18 protein-coding genes are annotated in these 21,094 nt (G+C 67.7%); 2 read left to right on the forward strand and 16 right to left on the reverse strand.

The features are described 5' to 3' along the window. Positions 1–10: 10 nt before the first annotated feature. The 13 genes from AC2EAL_RS18505 to AC2EAL_RS18565 form a co-directional block, all read right to left on the reverse strand. The gene (locus tag AC2EAL_RS18505; RefSeq protein ID WP_484725705.1) at positions 11–1,708 is read right to left on the reverse strand and encodes a hydantoinase B/oxoprolinase family protein; all 1,698 of its coding nucleotides are present in this window, start codon (positions 1,706–1,708) and stop codon (positions 11–13) included. Beyond that, on the reverse strand, positions 1,705–3,723 hold the full coding sequence (locus tag AC2EAL_RS18510; protein WP_484725706.1) for a hydantoinase/oxoprolinase family protein: 2,019 nt from the start codon (positions 3,721–3,723) through the stop codon (positions 1,705–1,707). Before AC2EAL_RS18510 ends, AC2EAL_RS18505 begins: the two co-directional genes overlap by 4 nt. Further along, entirely contained in the window at positions 3,724–4,425 is a 702-nt protein-coding gene (locus AC2EAL_RS18515; RefSeq protein WP_484725807.1) for an ABC transporter ATP-binding protein, read from the reverse strand. It abuts the gene before it with no gap. Further along, positions 4,412–5,131 carry an ABC transporter ATP-binding protein gene (locus AC2EAL_RS18520; RefSeq protein ID WP_484725707.1) on the reverse strand — a complete coding sequence of 240 codons (720 nt, stop codon included), beginning with the start codon at positions 5,129–5,131 and terminating at the stop codon, positions 4,412–4,414. The genes AC2EAL_RS18515 and AC2EAL_RS18520 overlap by 14 nt, the downstream gene beginning before the upstream one ends. Further along, the gene (locus AC2EAL_RS18525) at positions 5,119–6,051 is read right to left on the reverse strand and encodes a branched-chain amino acid ABC transporter permease (RefSeq protein ID WP_484725708.1); all 933 of its coding nucleotides are present in this window, start codon (positions 6,049–6,051) and stop codon (positions 5,119–5,121) included. Before AC2EAL_RS18525 ends, AC2EAL_RS18520 begins: the two co-directional genes overlap by 13 nt. After that, the gene (locus AC2EAL_RS18530) at positions 6,048–6,926 is read right to left on the reverse strand and encodes a branched-chain amino acid ABC transporter permease (protein ID WP_484725709.1); all 879 of its coding nucleotides are present in this window, start codon (positions 6,924–6,926) and stop codon (positions 6,048–6,050) included. Before AC2EAL_RS18530 ends, AC2EAL_RS18525 begins: the two co-directional genes overlap by 4 nt. Before the next feature lie 89 nt (positions 6,927–7,015). After that, the gene (locus AC2EAL_RS18535) at positions 7,016–8,290 is read right to left on the reverse strand and encodes an ABC transporter substrate-binding protein (protein ID WP_484725710.1); all 1,275 of its coding nucleotides are present in this window, start codon (positions 8,288–8,290) and stop codon (positions 7,016–7,018) included. A gap of 80 nt (positions 8,291–8,370) precedes the next feature. After that, entirely contained in the window at positions 8,371–9,717 is a 1,347-nt protein-coding gene (locus AC2EAL_RS18540; protein ID WP_484725711.1) for a hypothetical protein, read from the reverse strand. Between the two features lie 50 nt (positions 9,718–9,767). Further along, positions 9,768–10,349: an amino acid synthesis family protein gene (locus tag AC2EAL_RS18545; protein WP_484725712.1), complete on the reverse strand. Its 582-nt coding sequence runs from the start codon at positions 10,347–10,349 to the stop codon at positions 9,768–9,770. Further along, a complete protein-coding gene (locus AC2EAL_RS18550) occupies positions 10,342–11,187 on the reverse strand; it encodes a UPF0280 family protein (RefSeq protein ID WP_484725713.1) in 846 nt (281 codons plus the stop codon). Before AC2EAL_RS18550 ends, AC2EAL_RS18545 begins: the two co-directional genes overlap by 8 nt. Then, the gene (locus AC2EAL_RS18555) at positions 11,178–12,608 is read right to left on the reverse strand and encodes a 6-hydroxynicotinate reductase (protein WP_484725714.1); all 1,431 of its coding nucleotides are present in this window, start codon (positions 12,606–12,608) and stop codon (positions 11,178–11,180) included. The genes AC2EAL_RS18550 and AC2EAL_RS18555 overlap by 10 nt, the downstream gene beginning before the upstream one ends. Further along, on the reverse strand, positions 12,605–15,265 hold the full coding sequence (locus AC2EAL_RS18560) for a molybdopterin-dependent oxidoreductase (RefSeq protein ID WP_484725715.1): 2,661 nt from the start codon (positions 15,263–15,265) through the stop codon (positions 12,605–12,607). The genes AC2EAL_RS18555 and AC2EAL_RS18560 overlap by 4 nt, the downstream gene beginning before the upstream one ends. Then, the gene (locus tag AC2EAL_RS18565) at positions 15,262–16,098 is read right to left on the reverse strand and encodes an FAD binding domain-containing protein (protein WP_484725716.1); all 837 of its coding nucleotides are present in this window, start codon (positions 16,096–16,098) and stop codon (positions 15,262–15,264) included. The genes AC2EAL_RS18560 and AC2EAL_RS18565 overlap by 4 nt, the downstream gene beginning before the upstream one ends. 87 nt (positions 16,099–16,185) lie before the next feature. Here AC2EAL_RS18565 and AC2EAL_RS18570 point away from each other — a divergent pair, with 87 nt between their 5' ends. After that, entirely contained in the window at positions 16,186–16,605 is a 420-nt protein-coding gene (locus AC2EAL_RS18570) for a MarR family winged helix-turn-helix transcriptional regulator (protein WP_484725717.1), read from the forward strand. Here AC2EAL_RS18570 and AC2EAL_RS18575 read toward each other — a convergent pair. Then, the gene (locus AC2EAL_RS18575; protein ID WP_484725718.1) at positions 16,577–17,221 is read right to left on the reverse strand and encodes a TetR/AcrR family transcriptional regulator; all 645 of its coding nucleotides are present in this window, start codon (positions 17,219–17,221) and stop codon (positions 16,577–16,579) included. The genes AC2EAL_RS18570 and AC2EAL_RS18575 overlap by 29 nt on opposite strands. Positions 17,222–17,351: 130 nt before the next feature. Between AC2EAL_RS18575 and AC2EAL_RS18580 the strand changes: the two genes are divergently transcribed. Continuing rightward, the gene (locus tag AC2EAL_RS18580; RefSeq protein ID WP_484725719.1) at positions 17,352–19,376 is read left to right on the forward strand and encodes an oxidoreductase; all 2,025 of its coding nucleotides are present in this window, start codon (positions 17,352–17,354) and stop codon (positions 19,374–19,376) included. On the opposite strand, the gene AC2EAL_RS18585 is transcribed toward AC2EAL_RS18580, so the two are convergent. Together AC2EAL_RS18585 and AC2EAL_RS18590 are read right to left on the reverse strand one after the other, a co-directional pair. Further along, positions 19,373–19,780, reverse strand: a complete 408-nt coding sequence (locus AC2EAL_RS18585) for a Fur family transcriptional regulator (protein ID WP_484725720.1) — start codon at positions 19,778–19,780, stop codon at positions 19,373–19,375. The two genes, AC2EAL_RS18580 and AC2EAL_RS18585, sit on opposite strands and share 4 nt — an antisense overlap. Before the next feature lie 151 nt (positions 19,781–19,931). Beyond that, a complete protein-coding gene (locus AC2EAL_RS18590) occupies positions 19,932–20,930 on the reverse strand; it encodes an LLM class flavin-dependent oxidoreductase (protein WP_484725721.1) in 999 nt (332 codons plus the stop codon). Between the last annotated feature and the right edge of the window lie 164 nt (positions 20,931–21,094).

The following is a 21,094-nucleotide window of genomic DNA, read 5'->3' on the forward strand; positions in this document are numbered from 1 at the left end:
GTAACGCTGGTCAGCCGTCTGGGGACCGCGCGGGTCTTGGCCAAAGCCGCGCGGCATCCTCGGTCGTATAGCGCCCAAGTCGCACGTCTTCGGCCACGAGCGCCGGGTCGCGGGCCTCGGGCGGGCCATAGCCGCCGCCGCCCGGGGTGCGGACCCGAACCCGGTCGCCGGGTTTCAGCGCGATGTCCTGCGCCTTGGACAGGTGTTCCGGGATCAGGACCTCGCCGCCCCGGATCACCTCGACCCGGTTCACTGCGCCGTCGCTGCCCCCAAGCGCGCCCTGCGGCCCGACGCGACCGTGGTCCATCACGAAGCTTGCCCGTGCCTCACCGCGCAGAAGCTCGATTTCGTAGTCCAGGCCAAAGCCGCCGCGATGCTGGCCCGCCCCGCCCGAGCCTTCGTGCAGCGCGTAGCGGCGGTAGAGGACCGGGAAATTCTGCTCCATGATCTCGATCGGCGGGGCCTTGGAAATGCCGATGGTGGAACAGCCGTTGGCAATGCCGTCGCCACCGGCAAAGCCGCCGTAGCCGCCGCCGGAGATCTGGTACATCACGTAGTCGCGGCCCTTTTCCGGGTCATGCCCGCCCAGGCCGAAGTTGCCCGAGGTGCCCGCAGGGGCCGCCGTGACCCGGTCAGGCAGCGCCTGGACCAGGGCTGCGAAGACGGCTTCGGCGATCCGCTGGCTGACCTCGGCCGCGCAGCCGCTGACCGGGCAGGGGTAGTGCGCGTCAAGGAAGGTGCCTTCGATCCCCACGACCTCCAGCGGCTCGAACGCCCCGGCGCTGATCGGGACGTCGGGGAAGATGTGGCGCATGGCGAGGTAGACCGCGGACAACGTAGTGGCGCGGACCGAGTTCATCGGGCCCATGCACGGCTTTGACGAGCCCTGGAAGTCGAAGCGCAGGCCGTTGTCCGTTCGGGTCACTGACAGGGCGATGGTCAGGGGTTCGTTGACCACCCCGTCACTGTCGACGATGGCCGTGGCGCGGTAGGTGCCGGGCGTGATCAGCGCGATCATCGCCCGCATCTGCCGCGCAGCGAGGCGGCGCATCTCGGCAATCGCCTCGGTCACCGTGTCGTCGCCATAGCGGTCCATCAGCGCGCCCAGCCGTTCAGCCCCCACCAGCAGCGCCGAGGCCTGGGCCTTCACGTCACCGATCCGCTGTTCCGAGACGCGGATGTTGGAGCAGATGATCTGGTAGATCTCCTGGTCAAGAACGCCCTTCTTGAAGAGCTTTACCGGCGGCAGGCGCAGGCCTTCCTGTTCGGCGCTGATCGCGGAGGCCGAGAAGCCGCCAGGGACGGCACCCCCGGTATCGGGCCAGTGGCCGGTGTTCGACAGCCAGCAGAAGATGCGGCCCGCCCGCCAGACCGGCATGGCAAAGCGGACGTCCATCAGATGCGTGCCGCCAAGGTAGGGATCGTTGACGATGTAGATGTCGCCGGGTTCAGGCGCGGCGGTGATCCCTTGTGCGATGCGTTCCAGGATCGTGCGGGTGGAAAACTGCATGACGCCGACAAAGACCGGCAGGCCTTTCGATCCTTGCGCGATCAGGCTGCCGTCGTCGGCCGCGTAGATGCCGTCGGACCGGTCGTCGGCCTCGGCGATGACGGGCGAGAAGGCCGCGCGCGAGAAGGTCAGGTCCATCTCGTCACAGACCTGCTGCAGGCCGGCCTGGATCACGGCAAGGGTGACGGGGTCGATCATGTGGCGATCTCCACGATCAGGTTGCCATCCCCGTCCTGAGTCACCCGTGCTCCGGGGTCGATCACGATGGTTGTGTCCATTTGTTCAATGATGGCTGGGCCTTGCAGGTCGATCTTCACCGGCAAGTGGTCGCGCCAATAGACCGGCGTGTCGTGCCAACCGTCGAACCAGACCCGGCGGGTCGCGGCCGGTTCTGCTGCGGTCCGCCGCCCCACCGGGTCGATCAGCCGCGACAGGTCAAGCGCCGGGCGTTCGCCGATGACCGAGACGTTCAGGTTCACCAGATTGGCGCGGATCGTGGGCAGATCGACCCGGAAACGGGCGTGATAGGCGGCCTCGAACCGCGCTTGCATCCCTTCGCGCGTGGGCGTGGCCGAGGGCAAGGCGACGCGCAGCAGGTGGGTCTGGCCGACGAACTGCATGTCGGCGGAATACTCGGCCCGGACCGTGGTCAGGGTGATCTTCTCTTGCCCGATCAGGCGGCGTCCCTCGGCCTCTTGCCCCGCCAGGACGCGGTGCACATCGGCGATGTCGATGCCATCCAGCGGGCGGTTCAGGGTGCGGACGAAGTCGTGGCGCAGGTCGGCCACCACGCAGCCAAGCGCATTGGTGATGCCGGGGCGGGCGGGGATCAGGACCTTCGGGACGTTCAGTTCCTTCGCCAGCGCCACCGCATGCAGCGGGCCGGCACCGCCGAAGGCAAATAGCGCAAAGTCGCGAGGGTCGGCGCCCATCGAGATTGACACCATCCGGATCGCGCCGGCCATATGGGTGTTGGCGATGCGGATCACCGCCTCGGCGGCCTGTTCGACCGACAGGCCCAGGGGCGTGGCGATCTGGTCCCGCATCGCCGCAGAAGCCGCCTCGGCCGCCTGGCCAAAACGGCTGGCGGGCAGGCGGCCGAGGATCAGGTTCGCGTCGGAAATCGTGACACGCGTGCCCCCCCGCCCATAGCAGACGGGCCCCGGCGAGGAGCCCGCGCTTTCCGGCCCGACCCGCAGCATGCCGCCCGCGTCGATCCGCGCGATGCTTCCGCCACCCGCCCCCACGGTGCGAACGTCGACCATCGGCACATGGATCGGCATGGCATATTCGACCTCGATCTCGTTCGAGACCGGGGCGACGCCATTCCGGATCATCGCCACATCCGTGCTGGTGCCGCCCATGTCATAGGTGAGGAGGTTCGGCATTCCGGCGCGGCGTCCCGTCGCCACCGCCGCCATCACGCCCGAGGCGGGGCCGGACATCACCGTCTTCACCGCCTCGCGCGCCACGTCCTTGGCGGCCACCATCCCGCCGTTGCCGTTCATCACGAGGAGGTCGCGGGCGTAGCCCTTGGCGGCCAGTTGTTCGGCCAGCCGGGCGACATAGCGTTCCAGCAGCGGCTGGACCGAGGCATTGACGGCAGCCGTCACACCGCGTTCGTATTCGCGCGATTCCGATAGAAGTTTGTGCCCCAAGGTGATGTAATCATTGGGCCAAATCGTCCTAGCGATCTCACCCGCGCGCAGCTCGTGGGCGGGGTTGGCGTAAGCGTGCAGGAAGTGGATGACCAGCGCCTCGCAGCCCTGATCGCGCAGCCGGGTCACGGCCTGGTGCAGGGCGGGTTCGTCCAGCGCCGTGACCACCCGGCCCCGCGCGTCCATGCGTTCCGGCACCTCCAGCCGCAGGTCGCGGGGGATAACTGGCGTGAAGGACCCGTGCATGCCATAGGCCTGCGGTCGGGTCCTGCGACCCAGCTCCAGTACGTCGCGAAAGCCCATCGTGGTGATGAGGCCGGTCTTCGACAGTTGCCGTTCCAGGACGGCATTCGTCGTCGTGGTGGTGCCGTGGACGATGAGGTCAATTGCGGACAGGTCCGCCCCGGCCTCGGCAAAGGCGTTCAGGACGCCGCCCGCCTGGTTCGGCAGGGTGGTCGGCACCTTGGCCAGCCGGACGGCGCCTGAAGCGGGGTCGAAGATCACCAGATCGGTGAAGGTCCCGCCCACATCGACGCCTGCGACAAGTCCGGTCATTCAGACACCCACGTATGTGCGGAAGACGTCAGCATCGCGCTGCAAGTCTTTGACTGGCATGGCCTTCTCGATCCGGCCCGCGACCATGAAATGCACGTTGTCGGCCAGCTTCAGCACCGCATCGACGCGCTGTTCGACCAGCACCACGGCCACCCCCTGCGCCTTCAGCGTCTGGATCGCCTCCTGGATCAGCGCGATCATCGAGGGCTGCAGGCCTTCGGTCGGCTCGTCGAGGAGGAGGACCTTGGGATTCAGACACAGGGCGCGGCCGATGGCGAGCATCTGCTGCTCGCCCCCCGACAGGGTCTGCGCGGTCTGGGTCAGGCGTTCGCGCAAGCGGGGGAACAGGGACAGGACCCGGGTCAAGGTGGCCTCGTCGTTCCCTTGCACCAGGCCGCCCACGGCCAGGTTCTCCGCCACGGTCAGGGGGCCGAACAGGCGACGGCCCTGGGGCACATAGGCCAGCCCGCGTTTCGGGACGTCGTGGGCGGGCAGGCGTTCCAGGGCGATGCCGTCCAGCTGGATGGTGCCTGCCGTCGCAGGGACGAGGCCCATCAGGGTTTTGAGGAAGGTGGACTTGCCCACCCCGTTCCGCCCCATCAGACAGGTGATCTGTCCTGTCTCGGCCCGGAAATCGACCCCGTGCAGGACGGTGATCGGGCCGTATCCGGCGGTCAGGCCTTTGACCTCAAGCGCCAAGATAGGCCTCCTGCACCAACGGGTTGGCACGGATCTCGGGCGGAGTGCCGGTGGCCAGGACCCGGCCAAAGTTCAGGACGGTGATCCGCGTGGCGAGGTCCATGACGACCTCCATGTTGTGTTCAATCAATAGGACCGTCGTTGCGGGGACCAGGCTTTCGACAAGGCGGATGAAGCTGTCGATCTCGGACGCGGCGAGGCCCTGGGTCGGTTCGTCGAGGATCAGCACCTTCGGCTGCAGGGCAAGGCCCATGGCGAGTTCCAGAAGACGCTGGTGGCCGTAGGACAGGGTCTGGGCCTCTTGCGCCTCCAGCCCCGCAAGGCCAACGCGGTCCAGGGCGGCGCGCGTCTTGGCGAGCAGGTCGTGCGCGCCGTACGACTGGACGGCGAGGGCCACGTTGTCGAAGACCGTGAGGCGCGGGAAGATCGAGGTGATCTGGAAGGTATAGGCGATGCCCTTCCGGACGCGGGCATGGGCGGGAAGGCGGGTGATGTCTTCGGCACCCAGACGGATCGTGCCGGATTGCGGCAGATGACGACCGGAGAGAAGGCTGACAAAGGTGGTCTTCCCCGCGCCATTCGGGCCGATCAGCGCGTGGATTTCGCCAGGGTTTAGGGTGAAGTCGACGCCGTCCACGGCCTTGAGACCGCCGAAATGCAGGGTCAAATCGCGGGTCTCGATCAGCGGCGTCTGGGTCAGGGCAGCCATCTGATCCACCTTTCCCGGATCGTTCCCAGGATGCCTTTCGGGGCGAAGAGGACGAGGGCGACAAGCGCAGCCCCGACGATGAACTGGTGCGCGGTGGTCAGGCCGGTGGCGGCCTCGATCAGAATGAACATCAGGGCGGCGCCGAGGAAGGGGCCAAGTGTGGTGCCCGCCCCGCCAAGAAGCACGTAGAGCATCGGCAGGATCGAATACTGGATCGTCGCAAAGCTGGCGCCCACATAGCCAAACAGGATCGCATAGGCCGCGCCGGAGGCCCCGGCGTAGAGGCCGGAGAGGGTCAGCGCGGCAAGCTTCACGGTGAAGGGGTTGTAGCCCAGCATGCGCGACCGCTCTTCGTTTTCGCGGATTGCAACCATGGTGCGGCCAAAGGGAGAGCGGATGATGGCGAGACTGACCAGAAGGCCCACGGAGAACAGCGCGAGCGCCGCCAGGTAGCGCGGGGTGTCGGTGGACAGATCGAACCCCAGGAGGCTGCGGCTGGTTGCCGCGAGGGTAAAGCCCTCGTCCCCGCCGGTGGTGGCACCGAAGTAGAGAAGCGTCAGGTAGCCGGCCTGGGCGAACATCAGCGTCACGATCATGAAGCTGACCCCGGCAGTCCGGAGCGCCAGGAGGCCGACGGCAGCGGCCGCCAGACCGCCGCCGAGAAGCCCGAGGATCAGCGCCGGGCCTGCGGTGACGCCCCAAAGCTGGGCCGGCAGGCCGGCGGCATACATCCCGGCCGCGAAGATGAGCGCATGGCCAAGGCTGAGGAGGCCGGTGTAGCCGAAGGCCAGGTTGTAGCCCATCGCGAAGACCGCCAGCACCATGATCCGCACTAGGTTCGTCGTGTGATAGGGCGAGAGCAGGAACTGGGCCGCAAAGAGGACCAGGATCACGGCAAGGTGCAGGACCCAAGGCTTCACGCGCGCGCTCCGAACAGGCCCTGCGGGCGGAAGACCAGCACCATGGCGACGAGGAGTGTGGCAAGGATCTTGGCCAGCGTTGGCGTGAAGAACATCGAGATCACGCCATCCGACAGGCCGATGACCAGTGCGGCGATCAGGGTGCCGCGTAGGCTGCCGAGGCCGCCGATGATGACGACGATGAACGACAGGAGGAGCGGATCGCCCCCCATCAGATAATGTGCCTGCTGGATCGGGACGATCAGGACCCCGGCCAGGGCGGCAAGGCCTGCACCAAGCGCAAAGGTGCCCATGTAGACGCGATCCGTGTTGATGCCGAAGGCGCGAGCAGTAGTGCTGTCGACCTGTGTCGCGCGCATCACGAGGCCGGCCTTGGTGCGGGTCATCACCGCCCAAAGCGCGAGGAGGACCGCGCAGGCGGCAAGGATGACGAAGAGCTTGTAGCCGGAATAGCCGAACCAGGGCAGCTGGATGCGCCATTCGAAGGGCGCCTGCACCGGGTTTGCATTCGGGCCGTAGAACGACAGGGTGGCCTGCTGGATCATGTAGAGAAGCCCGATTGTGGCGACGATCGTCGCCTCGGGGTCGTAGTTCAGCCGCTTGAGGATCAGCCCGTCCGCCGCGGCAGCAAGGCCTGCCACCAGAAGCGGCGCGACAACCAGCGCGGCGATGAAGGCCAGCGCCGGGGGCCCCGGGATGAAGGCGGCCACCGCCCAGGCCAGGACCGCGCCCAGCATGTAGAACTCGCCATGGGCGACGTTCACCACCCGCATGACGCCAAAGACCAGCGCCAGCCCGCTGGCCGCAAGGGCCAGTACGGCGGCGGTCACGAGGCCCTCCATCAGGGCGAGCAGCAGGAAGGGTCCGAAGGCCATGTCGGGTCCGATGGGTGAGGAAGGTGGGCGAAACCGCCCACCCTACGCGGGGCGCACAGGTAGGGTGGGCGATCCGCCCACCCCCCTAATCAAAAGGACATCGTCGTGTAGTCGACCGCATCCTCATAGGCACCGTCTGCCATCGAGGTCTGATGGACCCGGATCAGCTTGCCGCCCTGCACCTGGCTGATGTTCTGGGTGCCGAAGACCTGGTGGGTCTTGCCGTTGAACACCTTCGCCCCCTGCGGCCGTTCGATGCCGTAGGGCAGGTCGGTCATCGCCTCCATGGCTTCCACGAACTTCTGCCGGTCAGCCGGGCCCTGGTAGCCCGCCGCCTCCATCCCCGCCTTGATCGCGAACAGCGTCTCCCAGGTGGAGAACATGTGCGCATAGGTCGCCACATCCGCCGCATCGCTGACGCTGGCGCCGTTGTCGTCCACGCCGACTGCCGCGCGATAGGCGGCCTCATGTTCGCCAGCGTCCGCCGGTTTCACCCGGTTGTGGCCTTCCCAGAAATGGGTGCCTTCCAGGAATTCCAGCCCCGGGGTCGCGGTATCCACCGCCTCGAGGCTGTCGATGAAGCCGAATATCTGCGGCTTCGCGCCCGAGCCGTAGAATTCGCCCAGCTCCTTGACGAAGGTCAGGACGGCGGGACCGACCATGACGTGGTAGAGGACCTCGGTTTCCGCCGGGATCTGCGGGAAATAGCGGGTAAAGCTGGTCTCGGTCGGCGGGATGGCGATCTGGGCGATCACCTCGCCGCCCATCTCGGCCATCTTGGCGGTGAAGAAATCGCGGTGGTCGTGGCCGAAGGCAAAGTCGGGGAAGACCATCGTGACCTTCTTGCCGAGGTTCGCAGAAATCCACGGCGCCATGGCCTGGATCTGGCTGCGGACATCGGTAATGCCGGGCTGGAGCGTCCAGCGGTTCAGCATGCCGGAGGCGACGTGGTAGCCTTCCGAGCAGACGAGGTAGGGCACCTTCAGTTCTCCGGCGCGCGGAGCCGAGCCGATGACGACATGGCTGAACAGCGTCCCCATCACCACGTCGCAGCCGTCGGATTGCGTCAGCTTGTCCACCACTTCGGACCCGCGCTTGGGGTCGGTCGCGTCATCCTCGAACAGAATCTCGACCGGGCGGCCAGCGATGCCACCGCCGTCGTTGATTAGCTTGAGCGCCGCCTGCGCGGTACGTTCATACCAGCGCCCGTAGGCCGCGCCGATGCCGGTGCGGTGCAGCTGGAAGCCGATCTTGATCGGCGCGGCCTGCGCGCCGACATAGCCCGGCAGCGCTGCGGTCAGAAGCCCCGCGCCCCCGGCCATCAGCAGGCCGCGGCGGGTGGGGTGAAGCAGTCCTTTGGTCATCTCCGTCTCCTCACTGTTGCGGCCTCTCTTCGGGCCTTCCGTTTCATTGGCGGGCGAGCGCCCGGATTTGTCCAGTCTTTTCATCCGGTTCTGGCGGTGGACAGAAGCCAGAGACCCAGCACCGTGTACAGAACCATCAACACCGTCATCGGCAGATGCGCGATGGGCCGCGCGCCCTGCCCTGCAAGTTTCAGCCCCAGGAACACCGCCAGAAGATGCGCGCCCAGGATCGCGGCGAATTGCAGGGCGTAGATCACCGGCATCACGAAGGGATCGGTCAGGAAGCCGAACGAGACGAAGAACGGCGGCAGGCCTAGCCAGCTGTCCCCGGTCATCAAGGGGTCGTTCAGCGCAGCCAGAGTGTACTGCCCGGCGGTCAGCAGCATCACCAGGTAATGCGCCGCATGGTAGCCCGCCGCGATGGCGAGGAAGGACAGCATCACCGGTCCCGTGGCGAAGCCGCCGCCTATCCGCCGCCCCAGCATGATCGCCCCCAGGATCAGGCCCAGGGTCAGCACCCAGACCGCCAAGAGGCCAACCGTGTTGACCGCCATGACGGCGCTGCGCCCGCGAGGCTCCAACGGGTTCTCGCCGATCAGGGCCTGCCACCAGAAGGTCTCGGCCAGCCCGTCGAAGGTTAGCGCCGCGAGGGCCAGACTGACGAAGACCACGGCGGACGGCGAAAGGGGCGGCATGGTCAGGACCTGGGTCCCGGGCCAGCCGCGCATCAGGCGGGTCCGCGTCCCGTCGTGTTCGTGCCAAAGGGGTGCGACCTTGGCGATGAAGCCAAAGAGGACGGTCAGGAACTCGCCCTTCCGCAGCCAGTCTTCGCCTTCCAGAACGGCGAGGGCGAAGATCACGCCCCAGTAGCCAAGTGCGATCTGGGCAAGGACGGTCGGGTCGTCGGGGTAAAGCGAGACCATCTGGAACCAGACAAAGCCCGCATAGCCCGCGACGGCGGGCCAGTGGCCAAGGCGCGAAAGGCCGATGCTGCCGGTGCGCCCCAGAAGCGCTCGGGCGATGCGGACCGGTCCGGTCCAGGGATTGAGCGGCCGCCAGAGGTCGCCGAAGAGCATGGAGCCGAAGGGGATGACGATCCAGACGCCGGTCCAGAAGACCAGCGTCATCAGGTTGTGCATCGGATCGCGCTCGCCAAAAAGGCCGACGAAGACCAGGCCCAGGAAGGCAAGGAAGGAGAGGTAGGAGGTCAGGGTCACCGGAAGCAGGATACGGCGGTCCCAGACCAGGCGGGGGGTGAGCGCAGGCAGGCGGTGGGCGGCGGCCCCCATCAGGGCGGTCAGCGCGACGGTCAGGGCGGCGGCAGTGATGTAGTGGCCGGTGGGCAAGGTCAGGATGACCGAGGGCGGCAGCGCGCAGGCAAAGGCAAGGCCAGGGGTCAGGACGACCGCCAGCCCACCTGCCCCCAAAGTTTTCGAAAACTTTGGGCAAAATCCTTCGAAGGATTTTGGCTCGCGCGTCACCTCAGCCCGTCCTCCCCCTTGACCTGGTCGATCTCCAGCCCGCCCATCCGGCTGTGCACCCTGCCCCCGCGCGCCATGCCAAGCGCGAACAGCACCTCGTTCGCCCGCGGCCCGTCGGGGCAGGAGAACGTGATCGCGTCAAAGCGCGAGCGGACATAGGCCGCGTTCAGATGGCCAAGCGGAAGGTCCAGCGTCGCGCCAAGCCCGCCGACCTTCATCACCGAAGGCACGATGGCGCGGCATTCCCCAAGCCGGTCGCGCATCCCGTAGCCGCCTGCGACATGCCACAGCGCCCCGTGTTCGCTTTCGCCGTTCTCGCCCACGATGGCCCCCTTGCCGTAGGCGTCGATCCCCTCGCGCCCGCCCAGTACGGCGACGAGGCGGTCGGTCAGGTCAAGGGCGAGGGGCTTCAGATCCTCCATCGCCGGCTGCAGGTCGGGGATGTAGCGGCCCGCAAAGGGGTTGGCGCAGATCGCGTAGATCGCGCCCCTGACGGGCGGCGGCGACACGAGCGGGCCGCCTTCGTGGCGGATCTCCTCAAGCTGGACCACGATCTTGCGGATAGCGAAATCAGTCACTTGCGCCCCCTTCTTCCAGCGCCAGCGCGCCTGTCACCCGACGTTCACCCTGCAGGAAAAGTGCCGCCCCTTCAATCAATCCGCGCACGCGGAAGGCTTCAGCAGCGCGCAGGCCCGCGTCCAGCGCGGCGGTCCGCTCATCCGGTGACAAAGGCGGCACCGCCACTGTCACCAGTCGGTCGCCGAGGTCGCTGTCGCATTGCACCTCGCGCGCAGGGCGGCGCTGGATGCCCGGGTGGTCCAGGTCCACTGCATTTGCCACCATCGTCGCCGCCGCATCGGCCATCGCGGCGGTCCGGGCCACCACCGTCACCGCATCGGCGATCCCCAGCGAAAAGCTGCGGCCCCGCCAGCCCGAGGTGGCAATCCCACGCACCGGATCACTGGCGCGGACTGTCACCCTGTCGCCCGTTCCTGCCATCGCGCAGGTCAGGTCTGCGGCGCCGACGTGCAGCGCAATGTCGCCGCCGTTATTGGCATAGGCGCGGGTGATGCCGGGGCCGGTCAGGGCTGCGAGCACCTCCTCGGCGACGGCCCCAGCGACAGCGGCCATCGGCGTGATGAAGGCGGGCCGGAAGGGCGCGACGGCGGCGGCCATGCGGCGGGCGATATTGCCTTCGACAGGCGCGGCCTCGGATCGCAAGGCTGGCAGTTCGGCCACCAGTTCCTCCAGTACGGTGGCAAAGCGGGAACTGGCGCGAGTGTAGGCGGCGCGAATGGCGGGCGGCTCACCGAAAGCCTGGGCGACAATGTCGATGGGCCCGTGCTGCAGATGCAGCCGACCGTCCGGCAGCAAGGCTGCGACGGCACCTTGCGGACGGGTGGCGGTCAGGGCCATGGCGCGACCCTCAGGCTCGTGGGGTATTCGCCGCCCTCGGCGATGGATTGATCCAGCGTCCGGATCGCCTCTTCATGCCCGCCCATCGCAAGGTAGTCGGCGCGGGCCATGGTGAATTCCAAGGGCGCGACCAGGGCGGGGGTGGGGACATAGCCGAAGGCGCCCTTGGGCAGGCGAGTGACGTCAACCATGAAGGTGATCCCGCCGCCGGGCCAGACGTAAGTCTCGGCTCCGCCACAGGTCAGCCGGGTCACACCGCCCTGGACGGATTGCGTCAGGCGGACCGGGTTCTTCGCCACACCGGCACGCAAGCTGCCCCCGGCCCCACCAACGAACAGGACGGTGCACAGCGAAGGTTCGCAATTCTCATCAATGAGTTCGACGGTCTTCTTCAAGTTCTGCGGCAACTCTTGCACAACGGGCCGCAAGGCATCGTCAAGCACGTAGTAAGCGTATTGTTCGCCCGTGGTAGAGACCATCAGAAGCCGCAAGCCGGGCCTTGCGCCCTTCTTCGGGTTCCAGTCGCCCAGGATCTCCAACGGGTCGGTCAGCCGGGTGCCGCCCCAGCCTTGGCCGGGTTCCGAGACGCGGAAATAGCGGCCGGGGGTGGACCGGTGGCCCTTGATCTTGATGCCGGTCGGCTGCCAGCCGATCACCTTGCCCGCCTGGTGTTCGCTGACGACACCGGTGATGTGGTCGTCGACCACCACCACCTCGTCGACCAGCCCCTGCCACTGCACCGCGAACATCCCGATGGTGGCCGAGCCGCAGCCGACCCGCATCCGGCGTTCGCGCACCCCGTCGACGACGGGCGCCTGGCCCGCCTGGACCACCACGGTGGAGCCACCGTCAATGGCCAGCTCCACCGCCTCGCCATTGCAAAGCGCCAGCATCGCCGCGCAGGTAACGCGCCCCTCGGCCTTGCCACCCCCGGTCAAGTGATGAACTCCGCCCAAGGACAGCATCTGGCTGCCGTATTCGGCGGTGGTGACATGGCCGATGGGTTCGCCCTCGACCCGGACCACGGCGCCTTCGGGGCCAAGGAAGCGGTCGGTGTCGATCTTCACCTTGACGCCGCAGTAGGAAAAGATCGCTTCGGTCACCACGGTGACCATGTCGGCCCCGTCCACCTGGGACGAGACGATGAAGGGCGCGGGTTTGTAGTCGGGGTAGGTGGTGCCGGAGCCGATGCCGGTGACGAAGGCGTCGGCGGGGACCGGAGAGCCGTCCCAGTCGCGCGCGGCGAAGGGGACGATGTGTCCCCCGGCTTCAACCGTGTGGGAGAGCATGACCACCGGGTCGGTCCGCACGATCCTCCCTGCGTCATTGGCATAGCGGTCGCAGGCCCCGGTCTGGCCGGGCGCGATGTAGCACATCACCGGGCAGGCATCGCAGCGGATCTTTTCCGGGTCCTGGGTCATCGCAAGGCCTCCCGTACCCGGTGCGGGAGTGCCGGGACGCGGGTGACCTCGGCCCCCGTCGCGTGTCGGATCGCGTTCAGGATTGCAGGGGCGGTCGGGATCAGGACGTGTTCGCCCAGGCCCTTGGCGCCGAAGGGGCCCTCGGGATCGGGAATCTCGATCAACAGGCTTTCGATCGGGGGCACGTCGCCGAAGGTGGGGATTAGGTAGTCGTGCAGGTTCTCGGTGCGGCCCGGTAGGTATTCCTCCATCAGCGCCATGCCGATGCCCTGCGCGATGCCGCCCTCGATCTGGCCCCGCGCTAGCATCGGGTTGATCGCGCGACCCACGTCATGCGCGGCAGTGATCTTCAGAAGGCGCACTGTGCCCAGGGCCTGGTCCACCTCCAACTCCACCATCTGCGCGCCGTAGCCGTAGACGGCATAGGGCGCGCCCTGGCCGTTTGCGTCGAGGGGAGAGGTCGGCGGATCATAACTCGCCTCGGCAGTCAGGGCGTGGCCGTGAGCGTCGGCGGGCAGGGTGGAAAGATCGATCCGGGCCGTGGTGCCGCGGTCCTTCACGGTGAGGGTAGCGGCGTCGAGGGACAGGACGGCCCCCTCGCCCGCATTGGCACGGCGCAAGATCTCGGCGCGCAGGCCCTCGGCGGCGGCCTTGGCGGCGCGTCCGGTGACAAAGGTCTGGCGGCTGGCCGAGGTCTTGCCAGCGTCGGGTGTCAGCGCTGTGTCCGGGCCGATCAGGTGGAAGGCGGACAGCGGCAGGCCAAGCGCCTCGGCGGCGATCTGGGCGATGACGGTGTTGGACCCTTGCCCTATATCGGGTGCGCCCTGGTGGAGGACGACTTCTCCCTGGGGCGACAGGCCGATGCGGATGGTGGAGGGGTTCGGCAGCGCGGTGTTGCCGCAGCCGTACCAGCAGGAGGCGACGCCGACGCCCCTGCCCCTTTGTCCTGCTGCCTCGGTAAGGGCGCGGGTCCAGTGCGGTTTCAGAGCAGTCAGGCATTCATGGATGCCGACCGCCCGCAGGACCTGACCGGTTGCGGAGGCATCACCATCGCGGAGCGCGTTGATCAGGCGAAACTCCAGCCGGTCGATCCCGGCATTGTCGGCAAGGCGGTCGTAGAGCGTTTCCTGCCAAAGCGCGCCTTGCGGCACACCGAAGCCCCGGAACGCGCCGGAAACCGGGCCGTGGGTGTGGATCGCCCGCGCCTTCGCGCTGATCGCGGGCGTAAGGTAGGGGCCAGAGACATGCACCGGCACCCGGTTCGCCACGGTCGGACCCCAACTGGAATAGGCCCCGGTGTTGAAGCGTCCCTCGAACTCCACCCCCGTGATCCGGCCCTGGGCGTCGCAGCCGATCCGGCCCCGCATCTCGGCCGGATGGCGTTTGGTGGTCGAGGTCATGCTTTCCTGGCGCGAGTAGACCATTCGGCACGGCCGCCCGGTCTTCAGCGTCACAAGGCCGATCAGGGGTTGCAGCGAAATGTCGAGCTTGGACCCGAACCCGCCCCCGGTGGCCGATGGGATGATCCGGACGCGGTCCAGCGGCAGGCCCAGGATCGCGGCGGTATCCTCACGGTCCATGCCGGGGGCCTGGGTACAGGCGCGGATGACGAGAGTGTCGTCCTCCATCCATGCAGCCCCGGCTTCGGGCTCGATATAGGCGTGTTCGACGAAGGCGGTGGTCATCACCCCTTCGAGGACATGCGCGCTGGCGGCCAGCGCGGCGGCGGCGTCGCCCTTGATCACGCGCCCCTCGACCAAAAGGTTGCCGGGGCGGCTGACGTGGATTGCCGGACCCGCCTCGGCGGCCTCGGTCGTCGCAAGCGGCTCCAGCGCAGTCCAGGTGATCGGGAAGTCGGTCAGATCAGCCTCGGCCCCCGGCTCGAAGGCTACCAGCGCAACGCATTCGCCCCGGAACCGGGCGGGAGAGGCGGCGATGGCGGGTTGGTCGGCGAAGGGGGGAATGACGGAAAAGGCGTTGCGGCCGGGGATGTCGGCCACGGTGAAGACCGCAACAACCCCGGGCCGGGCGCGGAAGGCGGTCAAGTCACCGATCTGGAACGCGGCATGGGGATGGGGCGAGCGGACGGCCTTCACCACCAGCGCGCCCTCGGGCCATTCGTCTGCGCCGAAGCTGTCGCCCGCGACCTTGGCCGCACCGTCGAGGCGGCAGACGCTGGTCCCGACCGCCCCGTCCGCGCTGGCCGGCAGGGTGCCCTGCCCCGCTGCAACCACGGCGGCGATGATGCTGCGATAGCCGGTGCAGCGGCAGAGGACGCCGCCCAGGGCCTGTTCCACCTCATCCTCGGAAGGCCGGGCATTCCGCGTCAGCAGATCCGCCGCGGTCAGCAGCATCCCCGGCGTGCAGATGCCACATTGTGCGGCCCCGTGCGCGTGGAAGCTGTCGCGCAGGCGGGTCAGTTCCGGCGTCTCGCCCTCGACCGTGGTCACATGGCGACCCGAGACCCGCGCTGCGGGCGTCAGGCAGGCGCAGACCGCCGCGCCGTCCAGAAGCACCGTGCAGGCCCCGCAATCACCCGCATCGCAGCCGACCTTGGTGCCGACCTTCCCCAGCCGTTCGCGCAGGGTTTCCGACAGGCGTTCGGACGGTTGGGCTTCGACCGCCACTTCGCTGCCATTCAGCCGGAACCGGATCATCCCAGCGCCTCCACCACGGCACGCCGCACCAGGTCCACCGCCGCCTCGCGCCGGTAGGCCGCCGTGGCCCGCACATCGTCGATGGGCGACAGCGCCGCCGTCACATCCTCCGCCCGCACCCGGCTTGCCGCCTGATCGACCGGTGCGCCCAGAAGCGCGGCTTCGACCAAGGGCAGCCGCACCGCCACCGGAGAGCAGGCCCCGACCGCAACCGCAGCCGCCGTCACCCGGCCCGCCTCCAGCTCCAACCGCGCCGCAACCATGGCAATCGAGATCACCAGATGCGTCCGCGCGCCCAGTTTGACAAAGGCAGACTGGTCCTGAAGGCCCGGCCCAGGGATCAGAACCGCAGCCATCAACTCTCCGGGTTGGAGCGCGGTGCGGCGCGGGCCAAGGAGGAAGGCCTGCAGTGGCAGTCGCCGCGTCCCCTTGGCCGAGACCAGCTCGACCTCTGCCCCCAACGCCAGAAGGGGCGGCACGCCGTCTGCGGCGGGCGAGGCGTTGCAGAGGTTGCCGCCGATGGTCCCGGCATTCTGGATCTGCCGCCCGCCGACCTGCCGCGCCGCCTGCTGCAACGCCCGCAAGGCCGGCGGCAGCGCGGCCTCGGCAATCGTGGTCCAGGACGTCCCGGCCCCGATCCGCAGGTCCGCGCCCAGTTGCAGCCGCGAAAGGTCAGCCAGACCGGCCAGATCCACCACTGGCCCGGAAAGCTGGCCACCTGCCCCAGGGTATAGGTCCGTCCCACCCGCCAGAACGCGACCGCCATCGGCCAAGTGGCCAAGCGCCTCGGTCAAGGTCTGGGGGCGGGCATAGTTCAAGTCGGCGGTCCCCATTTCATTTGTGTAGCAACAGTCTGAAGCCGCTGCGCAGATTCTGTCAACGACCTTGCACCTGCCCCTTGCACGTCGTATCGCGAAGGTATGACCGACGCCAAATCCTATCGCCTTGACGACCAGATCGGCTATGTCCTGCGCCGGGTCACCCAGCGGCATCTGGCGATCTTTGCCGCCGCGATCCCCGAGGTCACGACCACCCAGTTCGCGGTCCTTGCCCGGCTGGCCGAGATTGGCCCGCAGTCGCAGAACCTCCTTGGCCGAGCGACGGCAATGGATGCCGCGACGATCAAGGGCGTGGTCGACCGGCTGGCCAAGCTTGGCTATGTGGCCACCAGCGCCGACCCGTCCGACCGTCGTCGCCTGACCGTCAGCCTGACCCCGGCAGGCGAGGCTCTGTTCGCCGAGAAGGTGGCCACGGCGCTGTCCGTTTCGGCTGATACGGTCGCCCCGCTGACCGCCGACGAGGCGCGGACCCTCAAGGACCTGCTTCTGCGCTTGACCTGACCGCGTGGCGCGCCTGGAACGCCGCCACTTCGGTCTCGGTCGGCGCGGTGCCGCAAAAGGTCAGCACATAGGCCGGGACCCGGCTCATCCGGACCTCAAAGCTTTCCTGCGACCGCAAGGCGATATAGCCGACCTGAGTAAGATACAGTGTGCGGGCGCGGGTGTCGGCTTCGGTCTGATCATAGCCGAAGCGGCGGAAAAGCCCGGTGATCGCAGCGACCCGGACGGCGTCGGCCTCGGCCATCGCGGCGGCGACTGCGGGATCAGTCAGTGACCAGGTCCGCAGGGCAAATTCCAGCCGGCTGTCGAACAGGTCACTGTCGTACCAGCAGTCGAAGAGGTTCAACAGCGCCTCGGAGATTGTCGCAGCCGGGGTTTCGCAACGCGCGACAAGGTTGGCCGTGTTCCTTGTCCGCCAGCGGTCGACCAGCCCCGCAAGCAGCGCCTCGCGGTCGGGGAAATGCCAGTAGAACGACGTGCGTGACAGGCCCAGCCGTTCGGCCAGCGGCATGACCTTGACGGCATCAATGCCGCCTTCGACCAGCAGGTCATAGGCCGCGTCCAGCCAGATGTCCGGCGTACCCCGCCAGCCGCGTTCCGGTCGTTCCATGGTCATGCGCCACCCTAGGCTTGGCCGACGGTTCTAGACAAGACCGCATAAACTCGACATATGTGTCGAGTTTTCTCTTGCGTGGCGTCGGGCACCGCTCTAGCATCCGGACATACTTGAATTGCGGGCCGCAAAGATGTCGAACGATCCCCTTCTCCAGCCCTTCCAGCTGAAGCATCTGACCCTGCGCAACCGGATCATGACCACCAGCCATGAACCGGCCTATGGCGACGACGGCCTGCCGAAGGACCGCTATCGGCTGTACCACCTGGAGCGCGCGAAGGCTGGGGTGTCGATGGTGATGACCGCAGGGTCCGCCAGCACCAGCCGCGACAGCCCGCCGGTGTTTTCCAACCTTCTGGTCTGGAAAGACGAGATCGTGCCCTGGATGAAGCGGCTGGCCGACGACTGTCATGAGGCCGGGGCGGCGGTGATGATCCAGCTGTCGCACCTTGGGCGGCGGACGCGCTGGGACAAAGGCGACTGGCTGCCGGTAGTGTCGTCCACCAGCGAACGGGAACCGGCCCACCGCGCGACCCCGAAACCGGCCGAGGACTGGGACATCGCCCGGATCATCCGCGACTACGTGGACGCGGCTGAACGGATGCAGGCGGCAGGCCTCGACGGGATCGAGATCATGTGCCACGGGCATCTCCTCGACCAGTTCATGTCGCCGCTGACGAATACGCTGGACGCACCCTATGGCGGGTCGCTGGAGAACCGGGCGCGGCTGACGATGGAGATCCTGGCGGCGATCCGGAAGAAGGTGGGACCGAAGATCATCATCGGGATGCGCTATGGCGTGGACGAGATGGAGCCCGGCGGGATCGACATCGAGGAAGGTGTCGCCATCGGAAAGATCTTCCGTGACAGTGGCTTGGTGGACTACCTTAACATCAACCGCAGCCGCATCCACACCGACCCGGCGATGACCGACCTGATCCCGGTGCAGGGCATGCGGTCGGCTCCGCACCTGGACTTTGCGGGCCGGATCAAGGCCGAGGTCGGGATGCCGACGCTGCATGCCTCGCGGATACCGGACGTGGCGACGGCCCGGCACGCGGTCGCGACGGGTCAGGTCGACATGGTGGGGATGACCCGCGCGCACATGGCGGACCCGCATATCGTGCGGAAGATCGTGGAGGGGCGCGAGGACGACATCCGGCCCTGTGTCGGGGCGACCTACTGTCTGGACCGGATTTATCAGGGGGGCATGGCGCTCTGCATCCACAACCCCTCGACGGGCCGCGAGCAGACCCAGCCGCACCATATCGAGAAGGCTGCGGTTCAGAAGAAGGTCGTCGTCGTGGGGGCCGGTCCGTCGGGGCTTGAGGCGGCTCGGGTGGCGGCGGAGCGGGGGCATTCGGTGGTGGTCTTCGAGGTCGCAGACAAGCCCGGCGGGCAGGTCCGGCTGACCGCGCAGTCGAAGCGGCGGGCCGAGATGATCGGGATCATCGACTGGCGGCTGGCGCAGTGCCAGCGGCTGGGGGTGGAGTTCCGCTTCAACACCTGGGCAGAGGCTTCCGACGTGCTGGCCGAGGCGCCGGACGTGGTGGTGATCGCGACGGGGGGGATGCCGACGACGGGGATTCTGGCAGAGGGGAACGATCTGGTGATCTCGGCCTGGGACATCCTTTCGGGGGATGCGAAGCCCGGGACCAACGTCCTGATCTATGACGAGGCTGGGGACCACGCGGCGCTGCAGGCGGCCCAGATGATCGCCGAGGCTGGCGGACGGGTCGAGGTGATGACGCGGGACCGGACGTTCTCGCCGGAAGTGATGGGGATGAACCTCGTCCCCTACATGCGGGCGCTGCAGGACAAGGCGGTGACCTTCACGGTGACCTACCGGCTGGATGCCGTGCGGCGGGCGGGGAACCAGCTGGAGGCGGTGATCGGGTCGGATTACATGAAGCTCGACAAGACGGCGGTGTACGATCAGGTGATCGTCAATGGGGGGACGCAGCCGCTGGCGGACCTGTATTTCGATCTGAAGCCGGCGTCGGGGAACAAGGGGGCGGTCGACTATGACGCCCTGATCGACGGGAAGCCGCAGCCTGCGGTGGAGGGGTTCCAGCTGTTCCGGATCGGGGACGCGGTCGAGGCCCGGAACACCCACGCGGCGATCTATGATGCGCTGCGGCTCGTCAGGACCGTCTAGGGCTTCTTCCGGCAGTAGAGTTCCATCCGGTGATGGACGATCTCGTAGCCGAGTTCGGCGGCGATCTGGCGTTGGAGTTCCTCGATCTTCTCGGACTGGAATTCGATGATCGTGCCGGTGTCGAGGTCGACGATGTGGTCGTGGTGGGGGGTGTCGGCGACCTCGTACCTCGCGCCGCCGTTTTCGAGGGCGAGGCGGAGGACGACGCCTTCCCGTTCGAGGACCGAGAGGGTGCGGTAGACGGTGGCGAGGGAGAGGCTGTCGTCGAGGGTTCTCGCCCGCCGGTGCAGCTCGGCGGCGTCGGGGTGGTCCTGGGCTTCAGTCAGGACCTTGAGGAGGGCCTCGCGCTGGCGGGTCACGCGGACGCCGGTGTCTCGGAGGGCCTGTTTCGGGGTCGGTTTCATGGGGTGCGATGCTAGCGGGACCGGGGGGTGCGGTCAAATCCCGCAGATGTGTCCACGGTGGACAAACGCTGCGATGCTTTTGATTTCAATGGGTTGCGATTTTCTATTAGGGTGGTGTTAAGACCTGTGGCACGCCGGTTTTCGCGCCGTTTCAGGCGGCTGCGGCGGGGGTGGTGAGGTCGGCCAGGACTTCGGCGGCGATCTGGAGCGAGCGGACGCGGGCGGCGTGGTCGTGCATCATGCCGGTGATCATCACCTCATCGGGCTGGTGGCGGGTGATGAGGGCGGTCAGTTGCTGGCGCACCGTCGCGGGGGAGCCTACGGCGGAGCAGGAGAGCGCGTAGCGGGCCTGGGCGAGGATGGATTCGGGGATGTCGCCGAGGTCACGGGTGGGCCTCGGGAGTTGGCCGGGGCGGCCGGTGCGGAGGCGCGCGAAGGCGAGGAGTTGGGAGGAGCGGAGGTAGGTCGCTTCCTCGTCCGTCGCGGCGGCGGAGACGCCGATGGCCATCATCGCATGGGGTTTCGCAAGGTGGGCCGAGGGGCGGAAGGTGCGGCGGTAGATGTCGAGCGCCTCCTCCAGGTGGGTGGGCGCGAAATGGGAGGCGAAGGCGTAGGGGAGGCCGAGGTAGGCGGCCAGCTGCGCGCCGAAGGTGCTGGAGCCGAGGATCCAGACGGGGACACTGGTACCGGTGCCGGGGATGGCCTGCACGGCGCCGGGTGTGTCGCCGAGGTAGGCGATCAGTTCCTGCACGTCCTGGGGGAAGGTGTCTTCCTGCGCCATGCGGCGGCGGAGCGCGCGGGCGGTCTGCATGTCGGTGCCGGGAGCGCGGCCAAGGCCGAGGTCGATGCGGTTCGGGTAGAGGGTGGCCAGCGTGCCGAATTGCTCGGCTATGACCAGGGGGGAGTGGTTCGGCAGCATGATGCCCCCTGCCCCGATGCGCATGGTTTTGGTGTGGCTGGCGACATGGCCGACCACGACGGCGGTCGCGGCAGAGGCGATGCCGGGCATGTTGTGATGCTCGGCCAGCCAGTAGCGGTGGAAGCCGGCTTTCTCGGCGGCTTGCGCGAGGTCGACGGTGGATCTCAGCGCCTGGGCGGCGGTCTGGCCTTCGGGGATCGGGGCCAGGTCGAGGTAGGAGTAGTGCTGCATGGGGGCCTCCGGTTGGTGCAGAGGTAAGCATTGCGGGCGGTGGGGGGAAGGGGTTTCGTCGAGCGTGCGGCCCCCCACCCCATCCCTCCCCCACGGAGGGGGGAGGGAGGCGCTTTGGGGTTGGCTTTGCGCGGGATGGCCGGGGCAGCGTAGGGTGCGCTACA

The organism is Tabrizicola sp. T74 (genome assembly GCF_057219935.1).